This is a genomic window from Archangium lansingense, from assembly GCF_026626635.1.
Classification (GTDB): Bacteria; Myxococcota; Myxococcia; order Myxococcales; family Myxococcaceae; genus Archangium; species Archangium lansingense.
Genome location: NZ_JAPNKA010000001.1, coordinates 3,776,735 through 3,798,299, shown reverse-complemented (window position 1 = coordinate 3,798,299; position 21,565 = coordinate 3,776,735). Strand labels below are relative to the sequence as shown.

19 protein-coding genes are annotated in these 21,565 nt (G+C 67.3%); 11 read left to right on the top strand and 8 right to left on the bottom strand.

All coding sequences use genetic code 11. The features are described from left to right. Window positions 1-62: 62 nt before the first annotated feature. Window positions 63-674 carry a nuclear transport factor 2 family protein gene (locus tag OV287_RS15485; protein ID WP_267534788.1) on the bottom strand — a complete coding sequence of 204 codons (612 nt, stop codon included), beginning with the start codon at window positions 672-674 and terminating at the stop codon, window positions 63-65. A gap of 145 nt (window positions 675-819) precedes the next feature. After that, window positions 820-1,839: a serine hydrolase domain-containing protein gene (locus tag OV287_RS15480; RefSeq protein WP_267534787.1), complete on the bottom strand. Its 1,020-nt coding sequence runs from the start codon at window positions 1,837-1,839 to the stop codon at window positions 820-822. A 208-nt stretch (window positions 1,840-2,047) separates the two neighbouring features. On the opposite strand from OV287_RS15480, the gene OV287_RS15475 reads away from it, so the two are divergent. Continuing rightward, window positions 2,048-2,836, top strand: coding sequence for an alpha/beta fold hydrolase (locus OV287_RS15475; RefSeq protein WP_267534786.1), 789 nt, complete (start codon window positions 2,048-2,050; stop codon window positions 2,834-2,836). A gap of 391 nt (window positions 2,837-3,227) precedes the next feature. Beyond that, window positions 3,228-4,634 (top strand): CotH kinase family protein, encoded by a 1,407-nt coding sequence (locus tag OV287_RS15470; RefSeq protein ID WP_267534785.1) that lies wholly within the window; start codon window positions 3,228-3,230, stop codon window positions 4,632-4,634. A gap of 64 nt (window positions 4,635-4,698) precedes the next feature. On the opposite strand, the gene OV287_RS15465 is transcribed toward OV287_RS15470, so the two are convergent. After that, complete coding sequence (locus tag OV287_RS15465; protein ID WP_267534784.1) at window positions 4,699-5,205, bottom strand: hypothetical protein; 507 nt, start codon at window positions 5,203-5,205, stop codon at window positions 4,699-4,701. A gap of 316 nt (window positions 5,206-5,521) precedes the next feature. Next, window positions 5,522-6,946 (bottom strand): hypothetical protein, encoded by a 1,425-nt coding sequence (locus OV287_RS15460; protein ID WP_267534783.1) that lies wholly within the window; start codon window positions 6,944-6,946, stop codon window positions 5,522-5,524. Window positions 6,947-7,032: 86 nt separating this feature from the next. On the opposite strand from OV287_RS15460, the gene OV287_RS15455 reads away from it, so the two are divergent. Further along, the gene (locus tag OV287_RS15455; protein ID WP_267534782.1) at window positions 7,033-7,908 is read left to right on the top strand and encodes a nucleotidyltransferase domain-containing protein; all 876 of its coding nucleotides are present in this window, start codon (window positions 7,033-7,035) and stop codon (window positions 7,906-7,908) included. A gap of 3 nt (window positions 7,909-7,911) precedes the next feature. Here OV287_RS15455 and OV287_RS15450 read toward each other — a convergent pair whose 3' ends face one another. After that, window positions 7,912-10,185: a molybdopterin-dependent oxidoreductase gene (locus OV287_RS15450; RefSeq protein WP_267534781.1), complete on the bottom strand. Its 2,274-nt coding sequence runs from the start codon at window positions 10,183-10,185 to the stop codon at window positions 7,912-7,914. A gap of 95 nt (window positions 10,186-10,280) precedes the next feature. On the opposite strand from OV287_RS15450, the gene OV287_RS15445 reads away from it, so the two are divergent. From OV287_RS15445 to OV287_RS15430, 4 genes are all read left to right on the top strand, one after another. Beyond that, window positions 10,281-10,835 carry a TetR/AcrR family transcriptional regulator gene (locus tag OV287_RS15445; RefSeq protein WP_267534780.1) on the top strand — a complete coding sequence of 185 codons (555 nt, stop codon included), beginning with the start codon at window positions 10,281-10,283 and terminating at the stop codon, window positions 10,833-10,835. Between the two features lie 96 nt (window positions 10,836-10,931). After that, window positions 10,932-11,402, top strand: coding sequence for a MarR family winged helix-turn-helix transcriptional regulator (locus OV287_RS15440; RefSeq protein WP_267534779.1), 471 nt, complete (start codon window positions 10,932-10,934; stop codon window positions 11,400-11,402). Between the two features lie 115 nt (window positions 11,403-11,517). Next, window positions 11,518-12,579, top strand: coding sequence for an isopenicillin N synthase family dioxygenase (locus OV287_RS15435; protein WP_267534778.1), 1,062 nt, complete (start codon window positions 11,518-11,520; stop codon window positions 12,577-12,579). Window positions 12,580-12,734: 155 nt separating this feature from the next. Further along, window positions 12,735-13,130 (top strand): hypothetical protein, encoded by a 396-nt coding sequence (locus OV287_RS15430; protein ID WP_267534777.1) that lies wholly within the window; start codon window positions 12,735-12,737, stop codon window positions 13,128-13,130. Between the two features lie 130 nt (window positions 13,131-13,260). On the opposite strand, the gene OV287_RS15425 is transcribed toward OV287_RS15430, so the two are convergent. Next, window positions 13,261-13,977: a hypothetical protein gene (locus OV287_RS15425; protein WP_267534776.1), complete on the bottom strand. Its 717-nt coding sequence runs from the start codon at window positions 13,975-13,977 to the stop codon at window positions 13,261-13,263. 110 nt (window positions 13,978-14,087) lie between these two features. Next, complete coding sequence (locus OV287_RS15420; RefSeq protein WP_267534775.1) at window positions 14,088-15,590, bottom strand: glycosyltransferase family 39 protein; 1,503 nt, start codon at window positions 15,588-15,590, stop codon at window positions 14,088-14,090. 155 nt (window positions 15,591-15,745) lie between these two features. On the opposite strand from OV287_RS15420, the gene OV287_RS15415 reads away from it, so the two are divergent. Beyond that, a complete protein-coding gene (locus OV287_RS15415; protein ID WP_267534774.1) occupies window positions 15,746-18,109 on the top strand; it encodes a PepSY domain-containing protein in 2,364 nt (787 codons plus the stop codon). Between the two features lie 266 nt (window positions 18,110-18,375). Here the strand turns inward: OV287_RS15415 and OV287_RS15410 are convergent, their stop codons facing one another. Beyond that, a complete protein-coding gene (locus tag OV287_RS15410) occupies window positions 18,376-18,747 on the bottom strand; it encodes a DUF1304 domain-containing protein (protein WP_267534773.1) in 372 nt (123 codons plus the stop codon). A 364-nt stretch (window positions 18,748-19,111) separates the two neighbouring features. On the opposite strand from OV287_RS15410, the gene OV287_RS15405 reads away from it, so the two are divergent. From OV287_RS15405 to OV287_RS15395, 3 genes are all read left to right on the top strand, one after another. Continuing rightward, entirely contained in the window at window positions 19,112-20,572 is a 1,461-nt protein-coding gene (locus OV287_RS15405) for a right-handed parallel beta-helix repeat-containing protein (RefSeq protein WP_267534772.1), read from the top strand. 102 nt (window positions 20,573-20,674) lie between these two features. Beyond that, window positions 20,675-20,806, top strand: a complete 132-nt coding sequence (locus tag OV287_RS15400) for a hypothetical protein (protein ID WP_267534771.1) — start codon at window positions 20,675-20,677, stop codon at window positions 20,804-20,806. 243 nt (window positions 20,807-21,049) lie between these two features. After that, window positions 21,050-21,424: a hypothetical protein gene (locus OV287_RS15395; protein ID WP_267534770.1), complete on the top strand. Its 375-nt coding sequence runs from the start codon at window positions 21,050-21,052 to the stop codon at window positions 21,422-21,424. Window positions 21,425-21,565: the final 141 nt, after the last annotated feature.

Genomic DNA, 21,565 nt, shown 5'->3' with positions numbered 1-21,565 from the left:
TCACCTCTCGTAGCAACCGGAGGACAGGTCCTCCTCCTCTCGGCTCGGTGCGCGCAGCGCTCCTACTTCTTGCCCTCGGGAGGAGTCTGCGCACCGCCGCCGGCGCCCTCGGGAGGCATTCCGCCATAGCCGGCTTCGACCATCGTCTTCCACTTCCACTGGCCGTCACGCTTCACGAGCAGGGAGGTATTGCGGCCGGTGATCTTCTGCTTGCCCTGGGTCATCGTGAAGTCGTCAATCACGGTCACCAGCGAGTCCGAGAGGACGAAGATCGTCGGCTTGTGGGTCATCTTCAGGTCCTTCGGCATGTTCTCGAAGAAGGGCGTCATCATCGCGACATACTCCTCGCGGCTGTAAGCCTGGGCCTCGGGCACACCCTTCAGATCATCGGTCATCATGTAGACGGGGAAGTCGTACGACGCGAGCGACGCCTCCATATCGCCCTTCTTCCCGAGTTCCTCCTGCTGCTTGAAGAACTCCGTGACCTCCTTCTTCGTCTGCTTCTCGTTGGTGGGCTTGCGAGCCCCCGGACCAAATTTCGTCAGGTCCATCGCGGGCGCCTGCGCGGACGTAGCGGCGGGCTTCTGCTCCGCGGGCTTCTGCTCCTTGTTCTGAGCCCAGGCAGAGCCCGAGAGCGCAACGGCCGTGACACACACCAGAATCGAACGCTTCATGATTGCCCCCTTGTTGTGGTGGGCCGCGGTGACTACTGCACCGAGCATGAAGCCGTCAATACAGCAGCGCAGAGGCCGTAGGAGGAGATGACAATCCGCTCCAAGACGCGCGAAGGGCGGCTTTGGCATCTCCTCGGGTCCGAGCTCAGGCGGACAGGAGTGCCTTCAGAATCGCCTCGGAGCGGCGCTGCCCATAGCCGCGTCCGTAGGCGCGCGAGGTGATCGCCACGACCATGCGCCGGGATGGGATGAGATAGAGCTTGTTGCCGCCATTGCCTGACGCGAACCGCACGGTCACCGCCCCACGCTTCAGCGAGTGTGTTTTCGTGTACCAGAAATAGCCGTAGGCGTCGGCATAGGGGTCGACCGAGCCGATCGGGACGAGCGGCCGCATGCTCTTCTCGATCCAACTCGAGGGGAGGATCCGCCGCCCCTGCCATCGGCCGCCATCGAGAAGCGCCTGCCCGATCCGGGCGAAATCGCCAGTGGTCAAGGACAGATTGCCCTGGCCCTTGGTATGGCCGGCTACGTCGCTGGCCCAGTCGACGCGTTGGATTCCCAGCGGCTCGAACAGCGCTTCTCGCGCGAATGCCAGCAGGCTTTTCCCCGTCGTGTGTTCCAGCAGCAGTCCGACCGCATAGGACGTCAACGAGTTGTAGACGTAGCGCGTGCCAGGTCGGTCGACGGTGGGAATGCCGAGCAGGAAGGCCACCGGATCCTTCGCGGCATCCATCCGGTCTTCGTTGCCGGGCGAGTCCGGCTCCTCGTCGTTTGCAGCCAGACCGGAGCGCATGGTCAGAAGATCCACGAGCGAGGCCCGACCGAGCGCGCTGCCACGCACCTGCGGCCAGTAGCGTTCGAGCGGCTCATCCCGTGCGCCCAGGAGTCCGCGATCGATCGCGGCACCGACCAGGAGCGAGGTGATGCTCTTCCCGGCCGACCGGATGTCGTGCAGTGCCTGTGGATCCGCGCCGTGATAGTGCCGTTCGGCCACCACGGCCCCGTCGACGCGAACAACAACACCGTGCAGATCGGGATGCTCGTCCTGGGTCCAGCGTTCGAGGATCGGTTGCAACCGCTCCGAAGCGGTACGTGCCCAAAGGCGCGACGGCACAAGCCCCGTCGCGAGTAGAACTGCTCCGGCCAGGATGTCTCGACGTCGCATACAGCCTCCCAAGTGACCGCGTCCCGTCTACTTCCAACCTACACAATCGCGTATCGAAGAGCCTTCCATCCTGCTCCCACCCGGAGGCCAGGAACAACAACTTGGAATGTTTCAACGGCACTCCCAGGGGTGGGAATGGACGCGTCAGGGGGTGACTTGTCCGTCCTCTTTTGCTTGAACATCGTGATTCTTCCTCTCTGGAGCTGCCTTGGAAACCTTCCTGTCGAGAGATGGCACCACGCTCGCCTACGCGCGCACCGGCTCGGGACCGTCGCTCGTCCTCGTGCACGGGACGAACTACGATCACTCCACGTGGGATGTCGTCCTGCCCGCGCTCGCAGCACGCTTCACCGTGTACGCACTGGACCGACGAGGACGCGGACGGAGCGGGGACACGTCCGCCTACAGCATCGAGCGAGAGTATGAGGACCTCGCCGCCCTGGTGGATGCGGTGCCTGGTCCAGTGGTGCTCCTGGGGCACTCCTTCGGGGGCATCTGCGCGCTGGGAGCCTCGCTGCTCACGCGCAACATTGGCAAGCTCATCCTCTATGAGCCCCCGTTCGCGCCGCTGGAGCGCTTTGGCTCGCCCGAGGCCCTTCTCCAGATGGAGATGCTCGTGCGCGAAGGGCGTCAAGCCGAGGTGCTCGAGACGTTCCTGCGGGCGCTCATCAGCGTGCCCGAGGTGGAGGTGCAGCGCATGAAGACCCTGCCAGCCTGGAGCGCACAGGTGGCCTCGGCTCACACCCTGGCGCGCGAGGGGCGGGTCGTGGAAGTCGCGTGGCGAGACCTCCAGCGCTACGCGGCTCTTTCCGTGCCGACCATGCTCATGCGCGGCGGCGTCAGTCCCTCCCTCTGCACCGAGGTGGCCGAGGCACTCCAGGGCGTGCTCCAGCGCAGCCATCTCACCGTCCTGCCTGACCAGGGTCACTTCGCCATGCTCACGGCGCCCGAGCTTTTCGTCCGCGAGGTGCTCGCTTTCGCTGGCGCCGAGCTCTGAGCAAGACTCCTTTCAGCTGCTTCAGGACCTGCCAGGAGACCTGGGCTCGCCCCGGTTACCTACACCGGAGGGTCATCCCTGGCCCCGAGATCGTGTACGGCTGTACATGTCGGGGGCGCTCCGGGGTGTGTTGATTGCCTGAGTGTTCATCCCCACCTCCCGGTACCGGTTGATGGGGGAACACATGACGTCAATGCGAATTGGGGTGGGCGCCCTGCTCTTGGGGTGCGTCCTGGGCTGTGAAAACGTAGAGACAGCGGGTGGGAGCCTCGGGCTCCAGGAGGCTCGACCGAGCGCACTCCCGCTCGGGGACGAGGACGACAAAGCCGAAGCACCGTGTGTTCCGGCAGCGGGGGGACCCCATTGGCTCGAGGAGGGGGAGACGCTCTCCGTGCGGGTGTCCTGTGCCGATGGGACAGCCGCGAAGGGGTCCACCTTCCACCTCGAGGACCTGCCACCCGGGGCCTCCTACGACAAGAAGACGGCGACGCTGCACTGGACGCCGGGGCTCGACCAGGCCGGCGTGTATGTGATTACCCTGGACAGCAAGAAGAAGCAGTCCAGCACGGTGAAGATCGGCGTAGCGGACAATTGGAGAGACCCGCGCAACGTGCCGGTGGAGCCCACCCGGTACACCGAGGAGTATGGGCTGCCGGTCATCCACTTCCAGGGCGCGTCGCAGCTCAACCCAGACAACCACGTGCCCCTCACCGTCATCTATGGCGGCCACTCCTATGCCTCGGAGGGGAAGCTGCGCGGCAGCAGTTCCCTGGCCTTTCCGAAGAATAGCTACACCCTGAAGTTCTCCGAGCAGGATCCCTTCCAGGAGCCCGCACGGGCAGGGGGATTCACGAACCGGCGCTCTCTGGTGCTCATCAACACCTTCAACGACAACTCGTACCTGCGTGCGCGGATGGGCTTCGAGCTGTGGGGCCGGCTCGCGCCCGAGAGCATTCAGGTGAAGACCTTCAGCGTGGTGGTGTACCTCGACGGGGTCTACCACGGGCTCTACACGCTGGCGGACCATGTCAACAAGCACCTGATGAAGGCCCAGGGGTTGAGTGTGAACGGCAACCTCTACAAGGCCGATACCGGGGCGGCTGACTTCCGTCTGGTGGACAAGCTCGGCCAGCCCAAGTCCTCCCCGCATGCGGGCTTCGTGAAACAGGACGGCAAGCCGGAAGCGGGCGAGCCGGGAGCCTTCGACGACTTCGACGACCTCGACGCCTTCGTCCGCTTCGTGGCCACCACCAGTGACGCGTCCTTCCGCACCGAGGGACCTCAGCTCTTCAGCCAGCGTGACTACGAAAACTGGTGGGCCTTCGTCACCCTGCTGGTGGCGATCGACTCGGACGTGAAGAACGCCTACCACTACCACGATCCCCAGCAGGGGCCCTGGCGCTACATCCCCTGGGACCTGGACGGGACTTTCGGACAGACGTGGAAGACACAGCGCCTGCGGCCCACCGCGGCGCTCGACACCGGGGCCGACAACGAGATGTTCCGGCGTCTGCTCGCGGAGCCGACCTTCGCGGGGCCGCTCCGGGCCCGCCTCCGGGAGGGGCTGTCCCAGGAGTTCTCTCCCGTCCTGCTCCATGCGCGTCTCGATGAGCTCGCCAGTGAGCTCGCCCCAAGCGCCCGGCGCGACGAAGCCCGGTGGATGGCCCAGTACCGGAGTTTCCCGCTCTGGTCCCACCGGACGGACTTCACCACCTTCGACGAGGAGGTGGAATACATCCGCCAGTGGATCACCCTGCGCTGGGCCTTCCTTGACGCTCAGCTAGCTCCCGCGCCCTGAGCCCCCTACTCCTGGGCGACGCTCAACTCGAGCGCCGCCTTCCGGCTGCAGCAGAGGACGCTCGTCAGGTCCCGGTCGAGGACCAGTCCGACCAGTTCTGCCAGCCGCTCCCGCTCTGGGCCGGGTCGCCGCACGAGTACTTGCTCCCGTTGCAGCGGCCGACGCGGAACTCGAACCGCTTTCCCTCGGGGAAGTCCTTGTTGCAGCCGCCATGGGTGCCCGCGCCGCCCGTCCAGTAGCAGAGGCCACGACGCGAGCCGTCGCCGAGGCGCCAATGCACGCCGATCCGCATTCCGTCGCCGTAGGAGTCGGCCATGCCAATCTTGTCGCCATCACGCTGGTAGCCGCCGCGCCCAACCTCACCTGGGAACATGTTCGGGTCGTAGACGAAGTTGACGATGTCGTAGCTGTAGCTGACCGAGGCGCTGGCCTCGTTGAGCTCGAGCGCCGCCAACTCCGACGAGGAGGTCCCGAGCTCCTCCGACGAAAGGTCGGTGGAGTCGTCCATCTCTGCACCACCACACCCCGTGCCCAGCACTGCGACGACCGCGATCAAGAGCATCCGATGCATGTGTATCCTCCGTCGAGGGAGCGGCCGGAGGCCCCCTCGCGTCATCTGGGAAGTCCTGAACGAATACTGGATTACCCGCCAAAAGCCGATAGGTCTCCGAAACCGGTTGTGACATCTGGCGCAGCGCAGCCGCGCAAAAATCCCGCCGGGAATCGATTTCTGGGATGAGGGCGCTCCCGGGCCCTCCTGGGCGCTTCATCCTGCAGGCAAGGCTTCCGGCTGACGAATGCGGGTCAACCTCTGAAAGCCAGCCTCTCCCAAAGGGAGAGGGAGCATGCGCAACACGACGATGTCCACGAACTTCGTGGACACTCCTCTAGCCGCGCACCTGCGTGTACCGCTGCAACCGCTCGCGATCCAGGTCGCTATCCGAACGGTGCGATGGCGTGGGCTTCGGCTGCGGGGAACTCCCGCCACCCAAGCCGCCGAGGATGGCCTGCAGCTGCGCTCTCGGATCGTAGTTGATGTCCGCCAGGCGAGCCTCGAACTCCTCGCGGGGCATGCGCTCCTCGCGGCCCCAGGGGTTGATGTACTTGATGTACTCCTGGCCATCGATTGTCTCGGTGCCAGTGACGAGCAGCTTGTGGTAGCCGTCGCCCCAGGACACCGCCACCGGCACGTTGCGGCCAGCCGCCAGCTGGGTGTCGATGATGTCCATGGCGCCGGCACGCTGCTCAGCGGTGAGCAGCCGCTTGTCCGACATGGTACGGCCCCACACCGCCTCGTAGAGGACATCCAGATCGTTGGACCAGGCGCCATCGCCCTGTTCCGTCGAGTTGATGTAGTTGCGATCGCCGTTGGCCATCTCCATGAAGGCCGAGCCCATCAACCGCTGCACGTTGGAGCGGCCCTTGCCGTCATCCAGGACGGTGCCCGCCTCGCGCTCGAGCGTCTGGCCTCCGGCCAGCTCGACCTCTCCGCTGGGGCTGGCGAGCCCCAAGGCGATGCGCGCGTACTCGGCGGGATTCTGCATCGCCAGATCGATCGCGATGGTGGTGGGTGCGCAAGTGCCCACGCTGCCCTGGTTGATGGCGCTGGGGGTGGCCAGCTCCTGCACCAGATCACAGAGGAAGGCGCCCCGGTCGAGGCCCTCCACCATGGGGGTGTTGGGATCGGCCGCCGTGGCCAGCTGCTCCAGCAGTGTGCCTCCGCCCACCAGCGCCTCCTCGCCGGGCAGCTTGCCCTCGAAGAGCAGCTTCTGCAGGGAGAGCGCCGCCACCGGATCGCCCGCGTCGAGGCAGGACTGCTTCACCGCCTCGTAGCGGGCTCGATCCTCGGGGGACATCTTCGCCAGCTGCTCCTGCTCGAGCGCGGCGTTGGCCTCCAGCTGGGCCTCGGCGGCCTCCTTGCGGCTGGGGGTCTTGCCCTTTCCGAGGACGCCGCCCAGGTCGATTCCGCCGAGTCCTCCGCCGGTGTCGCGGCGGTCATTCACGTTCGGCGCATCCCGCACCACCGTGGCGCCTCCTTCCGAGGAGCCGTTGGTCTCCGGCCCCAGAAAGAGGGAGTCCATCTCCGCGAGAGCGTCTTCCGTGGTGCGCTGGCTGCCGAGCTTCTCAGGCAGCTTGAAGTCGTTGAACAGCTGCTTGACTGGCGCCTTGACCGTCTTGAAGAGGTCCATCCGGTCCTTCATCAGCTCCGCGGCCACTTTGTTCTCGGCGGGCTTTGGAGGGGCCTTCGCGGTCTCCGTTTTGGAGGTCTGGGAGGTCCGAGGCTGGGAGGAAGGCGGGATCCGGACGGTCATGGCAGGTCTCGTTTCAAGGCGAACGTCTGCTGGGATTATCGGCGCGAGGCCCCGAGCGGTTTCTTCCCAGGGCTTTGACGCATTGCGTGGCCACGCAGTTCGCGGGATGCCAGATTGAGAGGATGGAACATCCAGTGATTGCCCGTTTGGTCGAAGCACTCCGGCCCGTCCAGGGCCTGACAGCGCTCGTGCTCGGCGGTTCGCGCGGGCGGGGCACGGCGGGCCCCGCTTCGGACTACGACCTCGGCCTGTACTACGAGCCCGACGCGCCGCTCGATGTCACGGCCCTCCAGGCCGCCATTGCCCCGCTCGTCGATGAGCCCTCGTCGACGGTGACCCGGATTGGCGAGTGGGGGCCGTGGATCAACGGCGGCGGATGGCTCACCATCTCGGGCGTGGAGGTCGATCTCATCTACCGCGATCTCGGGCGCGTGCGAGAGGTCATCGCCGAAGCGCAGCAGGGCCGCTTCTCGATGAACTACCAGCCGGGCCACCCTCACGGCTTCTGCTCGGTCATCTGGATGGGGGAGGTCGCGACCTGTCAGCCGCTCTTCGATCCGTCTGGCTGCATCGCGAAGCTGAAAGGCGAAACCTCGCCCTACCCGGAGGTGCTCAGGGATGCGTTGATTACCCGCTTCGGTTGGGAGGTGGGCTTTGCCATCGAGAATGCCGATATCGCAGCCAGGCGCGCTGATCAGACGCACATCGCGGGCTGCGCCTACCGGGCGCTCTGCTGCCTGGCACAGACGCTGTTTGCCTTGAATGGCCGCTACCTCATCAACGAGAAGGGCGCCCTTGCCGAATCCGCGACCTACCCGTTCACGCTCGAAGGCCTGGCCACGACACAGGCCGCGATCTGGCGCGACCTCGGCAATCAGGACCATGAGCGCGCGCTGCGCCGGCTGCATGGCTTATCCGACGCTCTGCGCGCGCTCGTCGAGAGGGCACAGACAAAGGGGTGAGCATCACCCTATCCGTGTGACTCGAACCGGAACGTGCTTGTGAAAGGGCGTGCGCGCGAGCGGATCGCAGTGGTCACTCGCCGTGAGGCGGTTGATCTGAGGGCCGACGGGGGCTCCGCCGCGGTAGCGCATCCCGTAGCCGTGGGGGAGCGTGACCATCCCAGAGCGCAGTGAGTCGTCGAGCTCGATCGTGACCTCGACCTGTCCGGTGTCCGACTCGCAAATCGCACGCGAGCCCGAGGAGAGTCCGCGCTCACGCGCGTCGTCGGGGTGCATGCGCATCGCGCCGTCGGGGTCGATCTTCCGCCAGGAGGGATCCCGGAAGATCTGGTTGGCGTTGTAGGCGCGGCGCTCGCCCGCCAGCAGCACGAGCCCCGGGAGCGCCTCGGGCTCGCCCCGAAGGGCATGAAGCGCACCGAGCATCTCCGCGACATCCAGGTGCACGCGACGGTCCTGGTGACGGATGAACGACCAGGTGTCTGCGAGCTCGTGCCGCGTGACGAGCGTGCCCTCGGCCTTGTCGAGAATCGTCTGGAACAGTGACAGGCCCAGGGTGAGCCGATTGCCGCGATGCCCTGCGCGGCGGACCGCACGGGGGTCCCTCATCGCGAGGTCGAGCGCCAACGCGACGAGGGGCGCCGCGGCGGCGGGCGGAACGCGCTCCGGGTGCGCTCGTGACGTTCGGAGCGCCCGCCCCAGCGTGCGGTACGCGATCGACGCGGCATACGGGGCCCAACGTGGCTTCGCGGCGAGCGTCGCGCCAAGCGCGGCGATGAAGCCAGCGTGCTTCGTGGCGGCGGGCTCGGCCGCCGCGATGCGCTCGAGCACCGGGAAGGACCGGGGCAGCTCGCCCATGGCCTCGAGGAGCCGCGTGTAGATCTCCGGCTCGGGCAAGGCCTCCGCGCGCGGCGGAAACAGGGGGTGGCGGAGCTGGAACGCGTTGTCGGGGAACTCGAGGTTGAACCCCGTGCACTCCCACTTCTCGAACTGCGTCGCCGCAGGCAGCACATAGTGAGCGAATCGTGCCGACTCCGTCATCGCCACATCCACGACAACGAGCAGCTCGAGCTTCGCGAATGCGCGCTCGTAAGCGGCGGTGTTCGCGGCGGTCAGGACCGGGTTGGCGCTGTCGATGAACAGCGCACGCACGCGCTCCTCTCCGTCGTGTTCGATCTCCCCGGGCAGGATGTTCGGCGGATACAGCCCAGAGATCGGGAACATGCGGTGATGCGCGGTGAGCACATGCCGGCCGGTGCGCTCGTCGGTGTTGCCGAGGATCGGCATGAAAAGCGAGTGGAAGTTGTTCCCTCCGCGCTTGCCGAGGTTCCCGGTCAGCAGGAACAGGAGCTTCTCGAGGTACGAGTTGAGCGTGCTGTGGAGGCTCTGCTGCAGCCCCAGGTCGACGCGCACGCACGCGGCGCGCGCTCCAGCGAACGTCCGGACGACTCGCTCGACATCAGCAAGAGGCACATCCGCGCGACGAACGAACTCCTCGATGGGGATCGCCCGGAGCTCGGCCTCGACCGCCGCGAACCCAGTGCAGCGCTCGGCGAGAAACGCCCGGTCATGCAAGCCGTCGCGCACGATGATGCCGAGCATCGCGGCGAGCAGGAATGCGTCGGTGCCGGGACGCAGCTGAAGGTGCACGTCGGCCATGCGCGCCGTCTCCGTCTTGCGCGGGTCGATCACAACCATCGTGCGAGCGGGGTCCTTCTTCAGCTCCCGCAGCGTGTCGCGCGCATTCGGGATGCCGTGCGCCTGGAAGGGGTTCGTTCCGATGAAGAGCACGACGTCCGCGTGTTCGACGTCCTCCGTCACGTGGCAACGCTGGTCGCCGAACAGCCGGCCATTGATCCAGAAGTCGCCGGTCTTCTCCTGGGCGAGCGCGCTGTACACGAAGCGGCTCTTCATCGCCTTCATGAGTTGCCGGCTGTACGCGCCCCCGAGGTGATTGCCCTGGCCACCACCGCCATAGAACGCGAACGCACGGCCGCCATGCCGCTCACGAAGCGCGAGCAGCCGGGCGGCGATGTCGGCGAGCGCCTCGTCCCAACCCACGCGCACGAAGCTGCCGTCTGGCTCGCGGCGCAGCGGGTGCTCGAGGCGATCCGCGTTCTCCTGATAGTGCTGCAACCGCGCGGCCTTTTGACAGAGGTACCCCTTGGAGACAGGGTGCGCGTCGTCGCCGCGAATGCTCGTGAGGCGAGAGCCCTCGACTTCGACACGGAGCCCGCAGTTGCGGGAGCACAGGATGCAGGCGGTCTGCTCAGTGGCCATAGAGGGGACCCTTGTCAAAAGGATAACGAACGTTATCTCATCGACGCCCCATGCGCTATCCCCCCGAACAGAAGTCGCGGTCCCGTGAGAAGCTCGTGCGAGCCAGCTCTTCGCTCGCGAAGCAACAAGGGTTCGCGGGCAGCGGAGTGGATGCGCTCGCGAGCGCGGCGGGACTCACCAGCGGCGCGTTCTACCGGCACTTCGAAGGCAAGGGCGAGCTGCTGTCCGCCATCATCGAGACGGAGCTCGAGGCGACGCGCAGCCGCTTCTCCACCATCGAGCCACGCACTGAAGAGCAGCTGTACCTCGCCATCGACGCCTACCTCAGCCTTGCGCATGTGCGGCACCCGGAGTCGGGATGCGTGCTGCCGGCACTGGCTTCGGAGATTGGCCGCGCTCCGGCCGAGACGAAAGCGGTGTTCGAGCGCGCGCTCCTGGAGTTGTTGGCTGTCCTCTCAGAGAAGGTGGGCGACGCATCGGCCGCCTTCGCGCTCCTCAACCAGTGCGTCGGGGCGGTGATGATCGCGCGTGGACTCGCAACGGATAGCGCGAAACGCCAGGTGCTCGAGGCCGCACGCAAGAGCGCACGGGAGAGCATCAGCTCTCTGTCGAGAGCCGCGGACCGGCAAGCCACGACGGACAGACGCTGAGCCGATGAGCACAGGAACGACACTGCATCCACCGGCCATGACGCCGGGTGTGCAGAGCGCCTGAGGGGTACACGCACATCCCGGCCTTCGCCCCAGATGGCTACTGGCCTGAAGCAGGACCGTGGCGACGATGACGTTCGCGAACAACTCCTCGCCTCCGTGGGAGAGCAGCTCGGTGCGCTGCTCTCCGCCGCCAGGGCCTTGACAGCCGCATCGGCGGCGCAGGTCCATCCCGATCTACAACCCGCGGCGTTCCATGTCGTGCGGTGGCTCCATGCGTTCGGCCCGGCCCATGCTGGAGCGATCGCCGAGGGAGTGGCCATGGACAAGAGCGCAGTGAGCCGGCTGATCCGCGACCTCAAGGCGGTGGGCATTCTTCGCGCGGCACCGGACCCGGAGGATCGCCGTGCGACGATCCTGTCCCTGACGCCCCTGGGGGAGAAGCGGATGAAGAAGGTCTTCGAGCAGAAGGGGCAGGTGTTCCTCCAGCGGACCGCGCACTGGAGCACCGACGAGCTCGCGACCTTCGCCGAGCTCTTGCGGCGCTTCAACACGCCGCAGCCTTGAGAAGGGGCCGATGAAGCTACCTCCGGGCCGTCGAAACACGGGAGGATGCCTCCTCCCCCGCCGGGGTACGGCTCGCCCCACTGCCCCTGGAGAAGAAGTGAAGGAGACCCCCGCCATGAGCCCCCACTCCCCTTCTGGTGAATTCCAGCAGGTCCCCGTCATCGATGTCCGCGCACTCGTGGACCGCACGTCGGAGGACTCCGCGCGCCAGGCCGTCGCGGAACAGCTCGGCGCCGCCTGCCGGGAGAGTGGCTTCTTCTACGTCGTCGGCCATGGCGTCGAGGAGGCCCTCCAGCAGCGCCTGGAGACCCTGAGCCGCCGCTTCTTCGCGCTGTCCGTCGAGGAGAAGATGGCCATCCGCATGGCGCACGGCGGGTCCGCCTGGCGGGGCTACTTCCCCGTGGGAGGTGAGCTGACCTCGGGCCGTCCCGACCGCAAGGAGGGCCTCTACTTCGGCACCGAGCTCGGCCCCGAGCACCCGCTCGTGCGCGCGGGCACCCCGCTCCATGGCTCCAACCTCTTTCCTCGGGAGCCGTCCAGCCTGCGTGAGGCCGTGCTCGACTACCTGGCCGCGCTCACCCGCCTCGGGCACTCGCTCATGGGCGGCATCGCGCTGAGCCTCGGCTTGCCGGAGGACCACTTCGTCACGGGTTTCATGGCCGATCCGCTCGTGCTCTTCCGCATCTTCAACTACCCACCCGGCCCCAGCACCGCCGAGGACGGACAGCCCGCCTGGGGCGTGGGAGAGCACACCGACTATGGCGTGCTCACCATCCTCAAGCAGGACGAAGCTGGCGGACTCCAGGTGAAGTCCCGCGCGGGCGGCGAGGTGCGCTGGGTGGACGCGCCCCCTCTCGCCGGCTCGTTCGTCTGCAACATCGGCGACATGCTCGACCGCATGACCCGGGGCGTGTACCGCTCCACGCCCCACCGGGTGATCAACCGCTCCGGGCGGGACCGCCTGTCCCTGCCCTTCTTCTTCGATCCGGGCTGGAGCACCGAGGTCCGTCCGCTCGAGGCTCCCGCCCTGCGCGGCGTCACCACCACCGAGGACTCCCACGAGCGCTGGGACCGGCGGAGCGTCCACGCCTTCCAGGGCACCTATGGTGACTATCTGCTCGGCAAGGTGGGCAAGGTCTTCCCTCAGCTGCGCTCCGAGGTCCTCTCAAACGGATGAGGGAACCTCGACCTCCAGCACATCAGGAAACATGGGCTCCGCGTTTCCACATATCCAGACCTAGCCGCTTCTTCCTTGAAAAACCCGGAAACAAAGAGACATACTCCGAGTGAACCTGGAGGACTGATCCATCCAGGACACCTGGAGTTGAGTCCATGAAGACGCTTCGCCTGCCCCTGATGGTTGTGTGCACCCTGTCGCTGGCCGCCTGCGGTGGGAGTGACTCGAGCCCCGACGTGGCTCCCGTGGAGACGGAGACGGCCGGGAAGCCCGGAGAGGTGCACGCGATGGCCACGTGCTACGCGTACCTGCTCGATAGCGCCAACTTCTCCGGGCCGACGCTCAACCCCTGGCCGGTGACGGGCGTGGTGGGCCAGTGCATCAACCTTCCGGCGGCCTCGAACAACCTCACCACGTCCTTCCGCCTCGCTGGCTGTGGGGTGACCTTCTACGACGGTACCAACTGCACGGGCGCATCCTTCTCCGCGCCGACCAGCGCCAACACGCCGCTCGCGTTCGACAACCTCACCACCTCGCTGCGCTTCTACTAGGCCAGACCCTGGAAAGGGTCCGCTCGAGGCAATAGGGTCGGTCGGCACAACCATAAGGGCTCACGCGGCGCGGGACACACGCCGCCCGCGAGCCCATCACTCCGGCGGTCGCCGATGGCTGCCGCCTCGCTCAACCCGGGAACGCCATAGCGACACTCGCGGCGACGCGGGCGTGAGCCTCGTCGCGCAGCGGCTCGCCATGGGCGCTGATCAGGTGGCGGAACGGCAGCGCGAGCAGGCGGCGGAAGTCGTCCACGCGCGGCTTGCAGGCACCGAGCCACGTCGACGGGAGGTTCGCGGGGCGGATCAGCCCCTGCGCGACGAACATCGCCCCGCACTCCGGCGAGAAGAAGCGATCGACGTGCGTCCAGTTCTGGATCGCGTCGCAGGTGATCAAGATTCCGCCCTCGCGGGCGAGCAGGACCGCAGCCTCGGGAAAGCACGCCGACTCGAATACAAACACCGAGCCGTTGGCGAGCGGGAATGGGCCACCCTCGGCCAGCGGGCGCCCGGTCGCGCGGCCGTCGGCATGGGTCACCGCCGGCAGCGCCCACAGCGTCGCGCCGTAGCGGTCGCAGTAGAACGGGTCGTCGCGGCCGTGGAACGCCCCCAGGCGGACGACGTGGCGGACCTCGCCGAGGCCCTCGAGCGCGCGCAGCCCGTCGTCGTCGAGGCGGACCGTGTTCAGCAGCGTCAGCGCGCCGGCCTCGCGGACCACGGTCATCGTCCGGCTGGTCTGGAAGTCGACGCCAGCGTGGGACGTCTTGTTGGTCCCGACGACGAAGAACACCTCGGGGAACGCGGCCTCGAGCGCTCCATGCGGCCAGGCCGGACTGTACTCGAACATCGGCGGCACCTCGCGCGCGCGAGAATGTCGAGGCCGCCGCCCACCGTCAAACCGGATCTGCCGCGGGCTCGTGCAAAGCTGGGGAGCACTCCCGGAGGGCGCCAGCCCGCTCAGGGCTTCGGCCAGAGCCGTACCCAATCGTCCTGGATGAGCTTGCCGCTCACCCGGTCGGTGCTGCCGCTTGCCATGAAGTCGCGAGGACCGCGCAGGGCGAGCGTCCCAGCCTCGAGCCATAACAGCAGGAGGGCGCACGAGGCGAGCGCCGGAAGTCTCCCGGCCAGCGAGGGGCGGCTGTCGGTGAAGGCCTTCAGGGGCAGCAGGAGCAGCGGCAGCAGCGCGGGAAAGAGGACCAGCATGCCGCGCGTGTACCCAAAGAAGGCCAGGGTGATGAGCGCGCGGTGCAGCAGCACCAGGGTGAACAGGCTGAAAACCCGGTGCGGCGCGCGCAACGAGAGCCCCGCCCCTACCAGGAGCAGCAGCGCGAGCGGCCACTTCAGCCAGGTGCTCTCCGGGACGAAGACATCCACCGGCGCGCGGGCCCCCTCGAGTCCTCCAGGCAGGTTGGAGGCGCCAAACCCCAGGCTCAGGCCGTCCAGCCAACGCCCCAGCTTGGCGGCCAGCAGGCGGGCTGCGTCGGCGGGGTGCTCGCCCATCCACCGCAGTCCTTCCGCGTAGCCGTGCAGCAGCAGGTGGCGCTGGGAGGAATTCGACGCGTCCAGCCGCCCGTCCTGGCCGAGCCCGTTGACCAGGTCCGGAGTGAAGCCACCCGTGGCCCCGGCGTGGTTGGCCATGGCGAAGTTGATGGGGCCGTAGACGGTGACCGGAGCCACCACCGGCAACGGCTCGAGCTCCGGCGTGCGCGCGTTGAGCTCCTGGAGCACGCGCGCGTTGTGGAGCGCCCACGGCGCGAGCACCACCAGGGACACGCCCACCGCCCCCGCCCACCGCACGAGTTGCGCGCGCACCGGGGCTCGCCGGTCCCGGTGGAGCCAGGCGTAGACGAGCAGGAAGGGCCACAGATGCAGGTGCTCGGCCCGGGTCAGCGCGCCCAGCCCCATCACCCCGCCCAAGAGCACCGCGCCCCGCCACGGCAGCTCGCTCCGGTGCTCGAGCATCAGCCAGCACGTGGCCGACAGGAAGAGCACGTACAGCACCTCGTTGCTGTACGTCGTCGAGAGCACCAGCCAGCCGAAGCTGGCCGAGAAGAGCACCGCGGCCAGCAGGCTCCACCCCACTCCGAGCACCCGGCGCCACCACCACCAGGTGAAGGCCACCGTGGCCGAGTTCAACAGCGCCAGGCTCAGCTTGTAGGGATGGGCGCTGCCTCGCGGCTCCCCCAGGAGCTGGTACAGCAGCCCGAGGCTCCAGGGGAACAACGGCGGGTGGTACGGGAGCGACGCCTGCGCGGGCCGCCCCCGGGCCCAGTCGAGGGCATAGGTGTGGAAGAAGCGCGAGTCCCCGTAGAAGAAGATGGAGAACGGCCAATTCCTATCCATCGACGCCTCGAGGAACAGCAGCCGCAGCACGAGGCTCAGCAGGAACGTCCCGACCACCCCCACGACCACGGGGCGCCGCGTCAGGAATCCAGGAACGCTGAAGCTTGACGGTTTCATGAAACCTCATTGAGCCATCCATCGCTATTTCTCATAGCCAACTAGAAAACGCACTCCCGGCCAGGGCAGTATTCACGGCCCGTCCGTCTCTCTCCGTACGACGAGAGAAACGGGCGAATCCAGTCCCCCCGTAGGTCCAACCCAAGAGGTGTGACATGAAGCGTTTCATGGGCGCCGCAGCACTTGCCACCGTGCTGAGCTCCGGCGCGAGCTGGGCCGTGCATCCCGAGCATGGGCCGTCGCGAAGCGCCGTGGCCCGCAATGCCTTCTTCAATTCCGAGCTCTCCATCAGCTCGAACAACCTCGAGCTCGGTGAGGCCCGGGCGAAGAGGATGCTGAACCCCGCGAGGGAGCGGGCGTTGAATGACTTCTTCCAGCGCTACGGGAAGGACACCAACGTCTACTTCGAGCCGCGCTCGGGAGCGGCCACCGGTATCCATACGCACATCCCGATGATCCCGGGCAACGGCATGGACAACCGGGTGACGCTGAGCAACCTGGGCCAGAGCCTCGGCCGCGCGGTGTCCACGGTAGACGAGGCCCTGGTGGGCGAGCTCGTCGTCAAGTTCGCCCGCGATAACGAGGAGGTGCTGGGCATCGATGTGTCGCAGCTCGGCACGCCGCGCGTCACGCAGGTCACGGAGCATCTCTGGCAGGTCCACATCCCCCAGCAGATCCAGGGCATCCCCGTGCGTGAGGGCCGACTGGCGGCCACCATCAGCCATGGCAACCTCGTGCTCATCGGCACCGAGGGGTGGTCCGACGTGAAGATCCGTACCCTGCCGCTCGTCGCCGCGGATCAAGCGATGGAGCGCGGACTCGGCCGCGCCGGGCTGGCCCACAGCCCGAAGTCCATCTGGAAGGACGCGAGCCTGGAAGTGGTGCCCACCTCGATGGGTGAGGGTTACGGCCACAAGCTCGTCTGGGCCTACGGCTTCCAGGACGAGGGGGACGAGGCCACCTGGGAGGTGCTCGTCGACGCCCACACGGGTGAGGTGATCGCCCTCGAGGACAAGAACCAGTACCTCGACGCGTCCATCACCGGCGGCGTCTACCCGCTGACCAACACGGAGATCTGCCCGACCGACGGCACGTGCGGCACGATGCAGACCAACTACCCCATGCCGTGGGCCAACACCGGCCTGGCGAGCCCCAACAACTTCACCAACGGCGCGGGCGTCTTCAGCTACACCTCCGGAACCGTCACCACCTCGCTGAGCGGCAAGTACATCGGCATCAGCGACAGGTGCGGCACGGTCAGCGGCAGCTCCACCACCGGCAACATCAACATGGGCGGCACCAACGGCCAGCACGACTGCACCACGGGAGGCGGCGGCGCGGGCAACACCCCGGCGGCCCGTGCGGCGTTCTACGAGCTGAACAAGCTGGCGGAGCAGGCGCGCGGCTGGCTCCCCTCCAACACCTGGGTCAACGCGAAGCTCACCGCCAACGTCAACATCGCCAGCACCTGCAACGCCTACTGGAGCGCCGGGACGGTCAACTTCTACCGGAGCGGCGGCGGCTGCCGGAACACCGGAGAGATCGGCGCGGTGTTCGACCACGAGTGGGGCCATGGCATGGACGACAACGATGCCAACGGCACGCTGAGCGCCTCCAGCGAGGGGTACGCGGACATCGCGGCCATCTACCGGCTGCAGACCTCGTGCGTGGGCCACGGCTTCTTCGCCACCAGCAACAGGAGCTGCGGCATGACGGCGGATGGGACGGGCTACAACCAGAACGAGGCGCAGACGGGCGCGGCGCACTGCGATCTCAACTGCTCGGGCGTGCGCGACGCGGACTGGGCGCAGCACTCGGACAACACCCCGGACACCCCGCAGAACCACGTCTGCGTCCGGTGCACCTCTTCCACCGGCCTGTGCGGCCGCCAGACGCACTGCGCCGCCGCGCCCACCCGCCAGGCCGCCTGGGACCTGGTGGCCCGCGACCTGCGCGCCGCCCCGTTCAACTACGACGCGAACACCGCCTTCATCGTCGGCAACAAGCTCTTCTACCAGGGCAGCGGCAACGTCGGCTCGTGGCACGCCTGTGACTGCACCGCCAAGACCTCCAGCGGCTGCGGCTCCACCAACGGCTACATGCAGTGGCTCGCCGCCGATGACGACAACGGCAACCTCAACGACGGCACGCCGCACATGACGGCCATCTACAACGCCTTCAACCGGCACAACATCGCCTGCGCCACCCCGGCGCCGCAGAACGGTGGCTGCGCGACCGGCCCCACCGCGACGCCCTCCGTCACGCTCACCCCCGGCACCAGCCAGGTGGCGGTCTCCTGGGCGGGCGTCACCAACGCCGCCAAGTACTGGGTGCTGAAGACCGAGGGCCACGCCGGCTGCAACTTCGGCAAGGCGCTCAAGGCCACCGTGACCGGCACCTCCTGGACGGACACCGAGGTCCTCCCGGGCCGGCCGTACTGCTACTCCGTGGTCGCCGCCGGCTCGAGCAACTCCTGCTACACCCAGGCCAGCACCTGCTCCTGCGTCACTCCCAACTAACTGAGGAGCCCGTGGTCCCCGACGGGCTCGAATCCCGTCGGGGACATTTCAATCGGGGCCGGAAGCTGCTGGAATCTCAGTGGTTTCCGGCCTTGGTGTTTTCAGGCGCTACGCGAAGGGACCACGCCCCATCGCTTACATGTATGAAGGCGTGGCGCGCCCGGCCTGACGTGTGAGTCCGAGCTCGGGGCCGATCCCGGCCAGAGGGGAGCCTCGGCTCCGCGGCCTTGCCAGCGAACGCGGCGGCGTAGTGTCCGGCGAGCATCTCAGCGGGCCTGCGTCCTTGGCGTCGACATCCGCACGAGCACCAGTGCCAGCAGCCCGGGCATCGCCTGCATGAACAGGATCGAGAACTTGGCGGTGAAGGCGCCGAAGACACCCGCGACCACCACGCAGCCCAGGACGGACAGCTTCACTTCGTGCTTGCCCGTGACCAGCGCCCAGGCCAGACCCGCGGCCAGGAAGCCATTGTAGAGCCCCTGGTTGGCGGCCAGCGCCGCCGAGGAATGCAGCACCTCGCGCGGCAGCTCAAACACCCTCTCGCCCACGGCGTGATCCCAGAAGAACATCTCCAGGACCATGAATCCGACATGCAACAGCGCCACGAGACCCACCATGATGTTGGCAACCCGGCTCATCTTGCTCTTTCCAATGAGTACAGCATCGAGCCTTGATCGGAGAAGCCAATCAGGCCACGGTCGAACAGCGCATCAAGTGTGGCTATCAAAGGTGAAGTAGCCCTTCATATATCCCCATGTTTTATATCGGTGCCGACCGGCCGAAAAGGCGGTTGCTGCGGGCAGACCGCTCGGCCCATACGTTGCCTCGCCCTCGCGGCCTGCGAGGCTGGCGGGCGCCCGCTGCGGCGGGAAATCCAGTGGGCCATCGAGGCGCTCCTGGCCGAGGAAGAGGAAACGCGGGCCGGCGAGCGGGGCGGAGCACAGCCTCCCGCGGTGCACTGAAGCGGCGCGTCCCGCCGGGGCGGCGTATTGTCGGGGGCCTATGCTCCTACGCCGCTTCCGGTGGTTCCCTCTCTGCGGGCTCCTGCTCCTGCCCGCTGCCTCCCCCGCCCTGGCCCGGACGGTGAATGTCTCCTCGGTGGCGCAGCTGCAGTCGGCGCTCGCCTCGGCGCAGCCGGGCGACGCCATCGAGCTCGCCTCCGGCACCTACGACGTCAAGACCAACCTCACCTGCGCGGCGGCGGGCACCGCTGAGCAGCCCATCGTGGTGCGAGCCCAGAGCCGGCTGGGGGCGCGGCTTCGCTTCGACGCCACCGAGGGCTTCATGGTCTCCGGCTCCTACTGGACCTTCGAGGGGCTGGACATCGAGGGGGGGTGCGCGAGCGACAGCGCCTGCGAGCACGCCTTCCACGTCACCGGCCGCGCGCACAACTTCGTCCTGCGCGAGAGCCGGGTGCGCGACTTCAATGCCCAGCTGAAGGTGAACGCCTCGCTCATCGACGGGGTCTGGGAGATACCCCACCGCGGGCTGGTGGAGCGCAACGAGCTTGCGGACACCCGCCCGCGAGTGACCTCCAACCCGGTCACCAAGCTCAACATCGACACAGGCGACGGCTGGGTGGTGCGCGACAACCTCATCCACGACTTCCACAAGAATGGCGGCAACGCCATCTCCTACGGCGCCTTCATGAAGAGCGGAGGGAGGGAGGGCGTCTTCGAGCGCAACCTGGTGGTGTGCACCCGCGACGTGGCCACCGGGGGCACCCGCATCGGCCTGTCCTTCGGAGGTGGCGGTACCGCCAACGCCTTCTGCGCCCCGTCCTTCGACGCGGGCGTGCCCTGCGACCCGGAGCACTCGGACGGGGTGATGCGCAACAACGTCATCGTCAACTGCTCGGACGTGGGCATCTACCTCAACAGGGCCCGCTCGACGCAGGTGCTCTTCAACACCCTCGTCTCCACCTCGGGGGTGGACTTCCGCTTCGCCTCCACCAGCGGCGGGGCCCACGGCAACCTGCTGTCCTCCGCCATCCGCGCCCGGGACTCGGCGACGTTCGACGCCGGCACCAACCTCACCAACGTGTCCGCGGCCACCTTCGAGGGCTGGTACGTCGCTCCCCTCCAGGGGGACCTCACCCTCGAGGGAAGCGTCACCTCGCTCCTCGGTGCCGCCGCGGCCCACCCCCAGGTGACGGATGACTGGTGCGGCCGCCCCCGTCCGGCCTCGGGCCCCTTCACGCTGGGCGCCCTCGAGCACTCCCTCGGCAACTGCGCGGGCTGGCCCGGCGATGCTGGGAGCGGACCGGTGGAAGCCGATGCGGGCACGGGCCCGGGGCCCGACGCAGGGACGGGCACCTCCGCGGACGCAGGCGGCGGCGAGGATGCCGGGGCCTCCGACGAGCCCGCGCCCGCCACGGGATGCGGCTGCGCGTCCGCGCCGGGGGCATTGAGCACGCTCGGGCTGGCTGCGCTGCTGATGATTCGCCAGCGCCGCGCGGAGTGAGGCTGCGCCCACCGCCCCGAGCACTCCGAGCGTAGCGGCGCAGCCGCGGAGAAGACCGAGGGCCACGCCGGCTGCAACTTCGGCAAGGCGCTCAAGGCCACCGTGACCGGCACCTCCTGGACGGACACCGAGGTCCTCCCGGGCCGGCCGTACTGCTACTCCGTGGTCGCCGCCGGCTCGAGCAACTCCTGCTACACCCAGGCCAGCACCTGCTCCTGCGTCACTCCCAACTAACTGAGGAGCCCGTGACCCCGACGGGTTCGAATCCCGTCGGGGACCACATGGGAAGCCCAGCAATCTCAAGGGGTTGCTGGGCTTTTCTTTTGCCCCCGGTTCCACATGTGCCCGCAGTGTGCCCCTCCGGCATCTCTAGCCGGGAGGGTAGCGGTCGATTTCATGCAACGGTGTCGCCCGGCCTGTCTCTTCCCATCAGGAGGGGGCGCTCATGCCCCCCCCATAACTCCTCGGGAGGACGACATGAAGGCGACGACGCGGTACCTGGTGCTTCTCTCCATGCTGGTGGTGGGCTGTGGTGTCTCGAACGAAGACGATGTGGACGGGGACGGGGACACCAAGTCGTTCCCAGAGACCCTTGAGTGTGGCGACATACGCTGCAAGCGCGCCACTCAATACTGCGCGACCATCGGAGCCGCTGAGACGAGCTATGTGTGTCTGAATAAGAAGGAGAGTTGCAAGAGCTGTGACTGCGTGAATATGGAGACAGACCTCACCATCCAGACCGGGCGCCAGGACTGCACCGCGACCGCCAGGCTAGATGTGTACCTCTCATGCGCCTATTATGATGATGTGGACTATATCAAGACCCACTGCATAGTACGCGCTCGCTATTAGAACAACCAGCAGAGCGCGCCCACGACCATCGAGTGCGGCGACAACACATGCCAAACGCATAGGACGAATGGGAGGCAGGTAGAGAGGGTGAGGGCTGGCAGAGGGCCCCTTGCGACGCAACGCGCGCCGAGAAGGAGATAC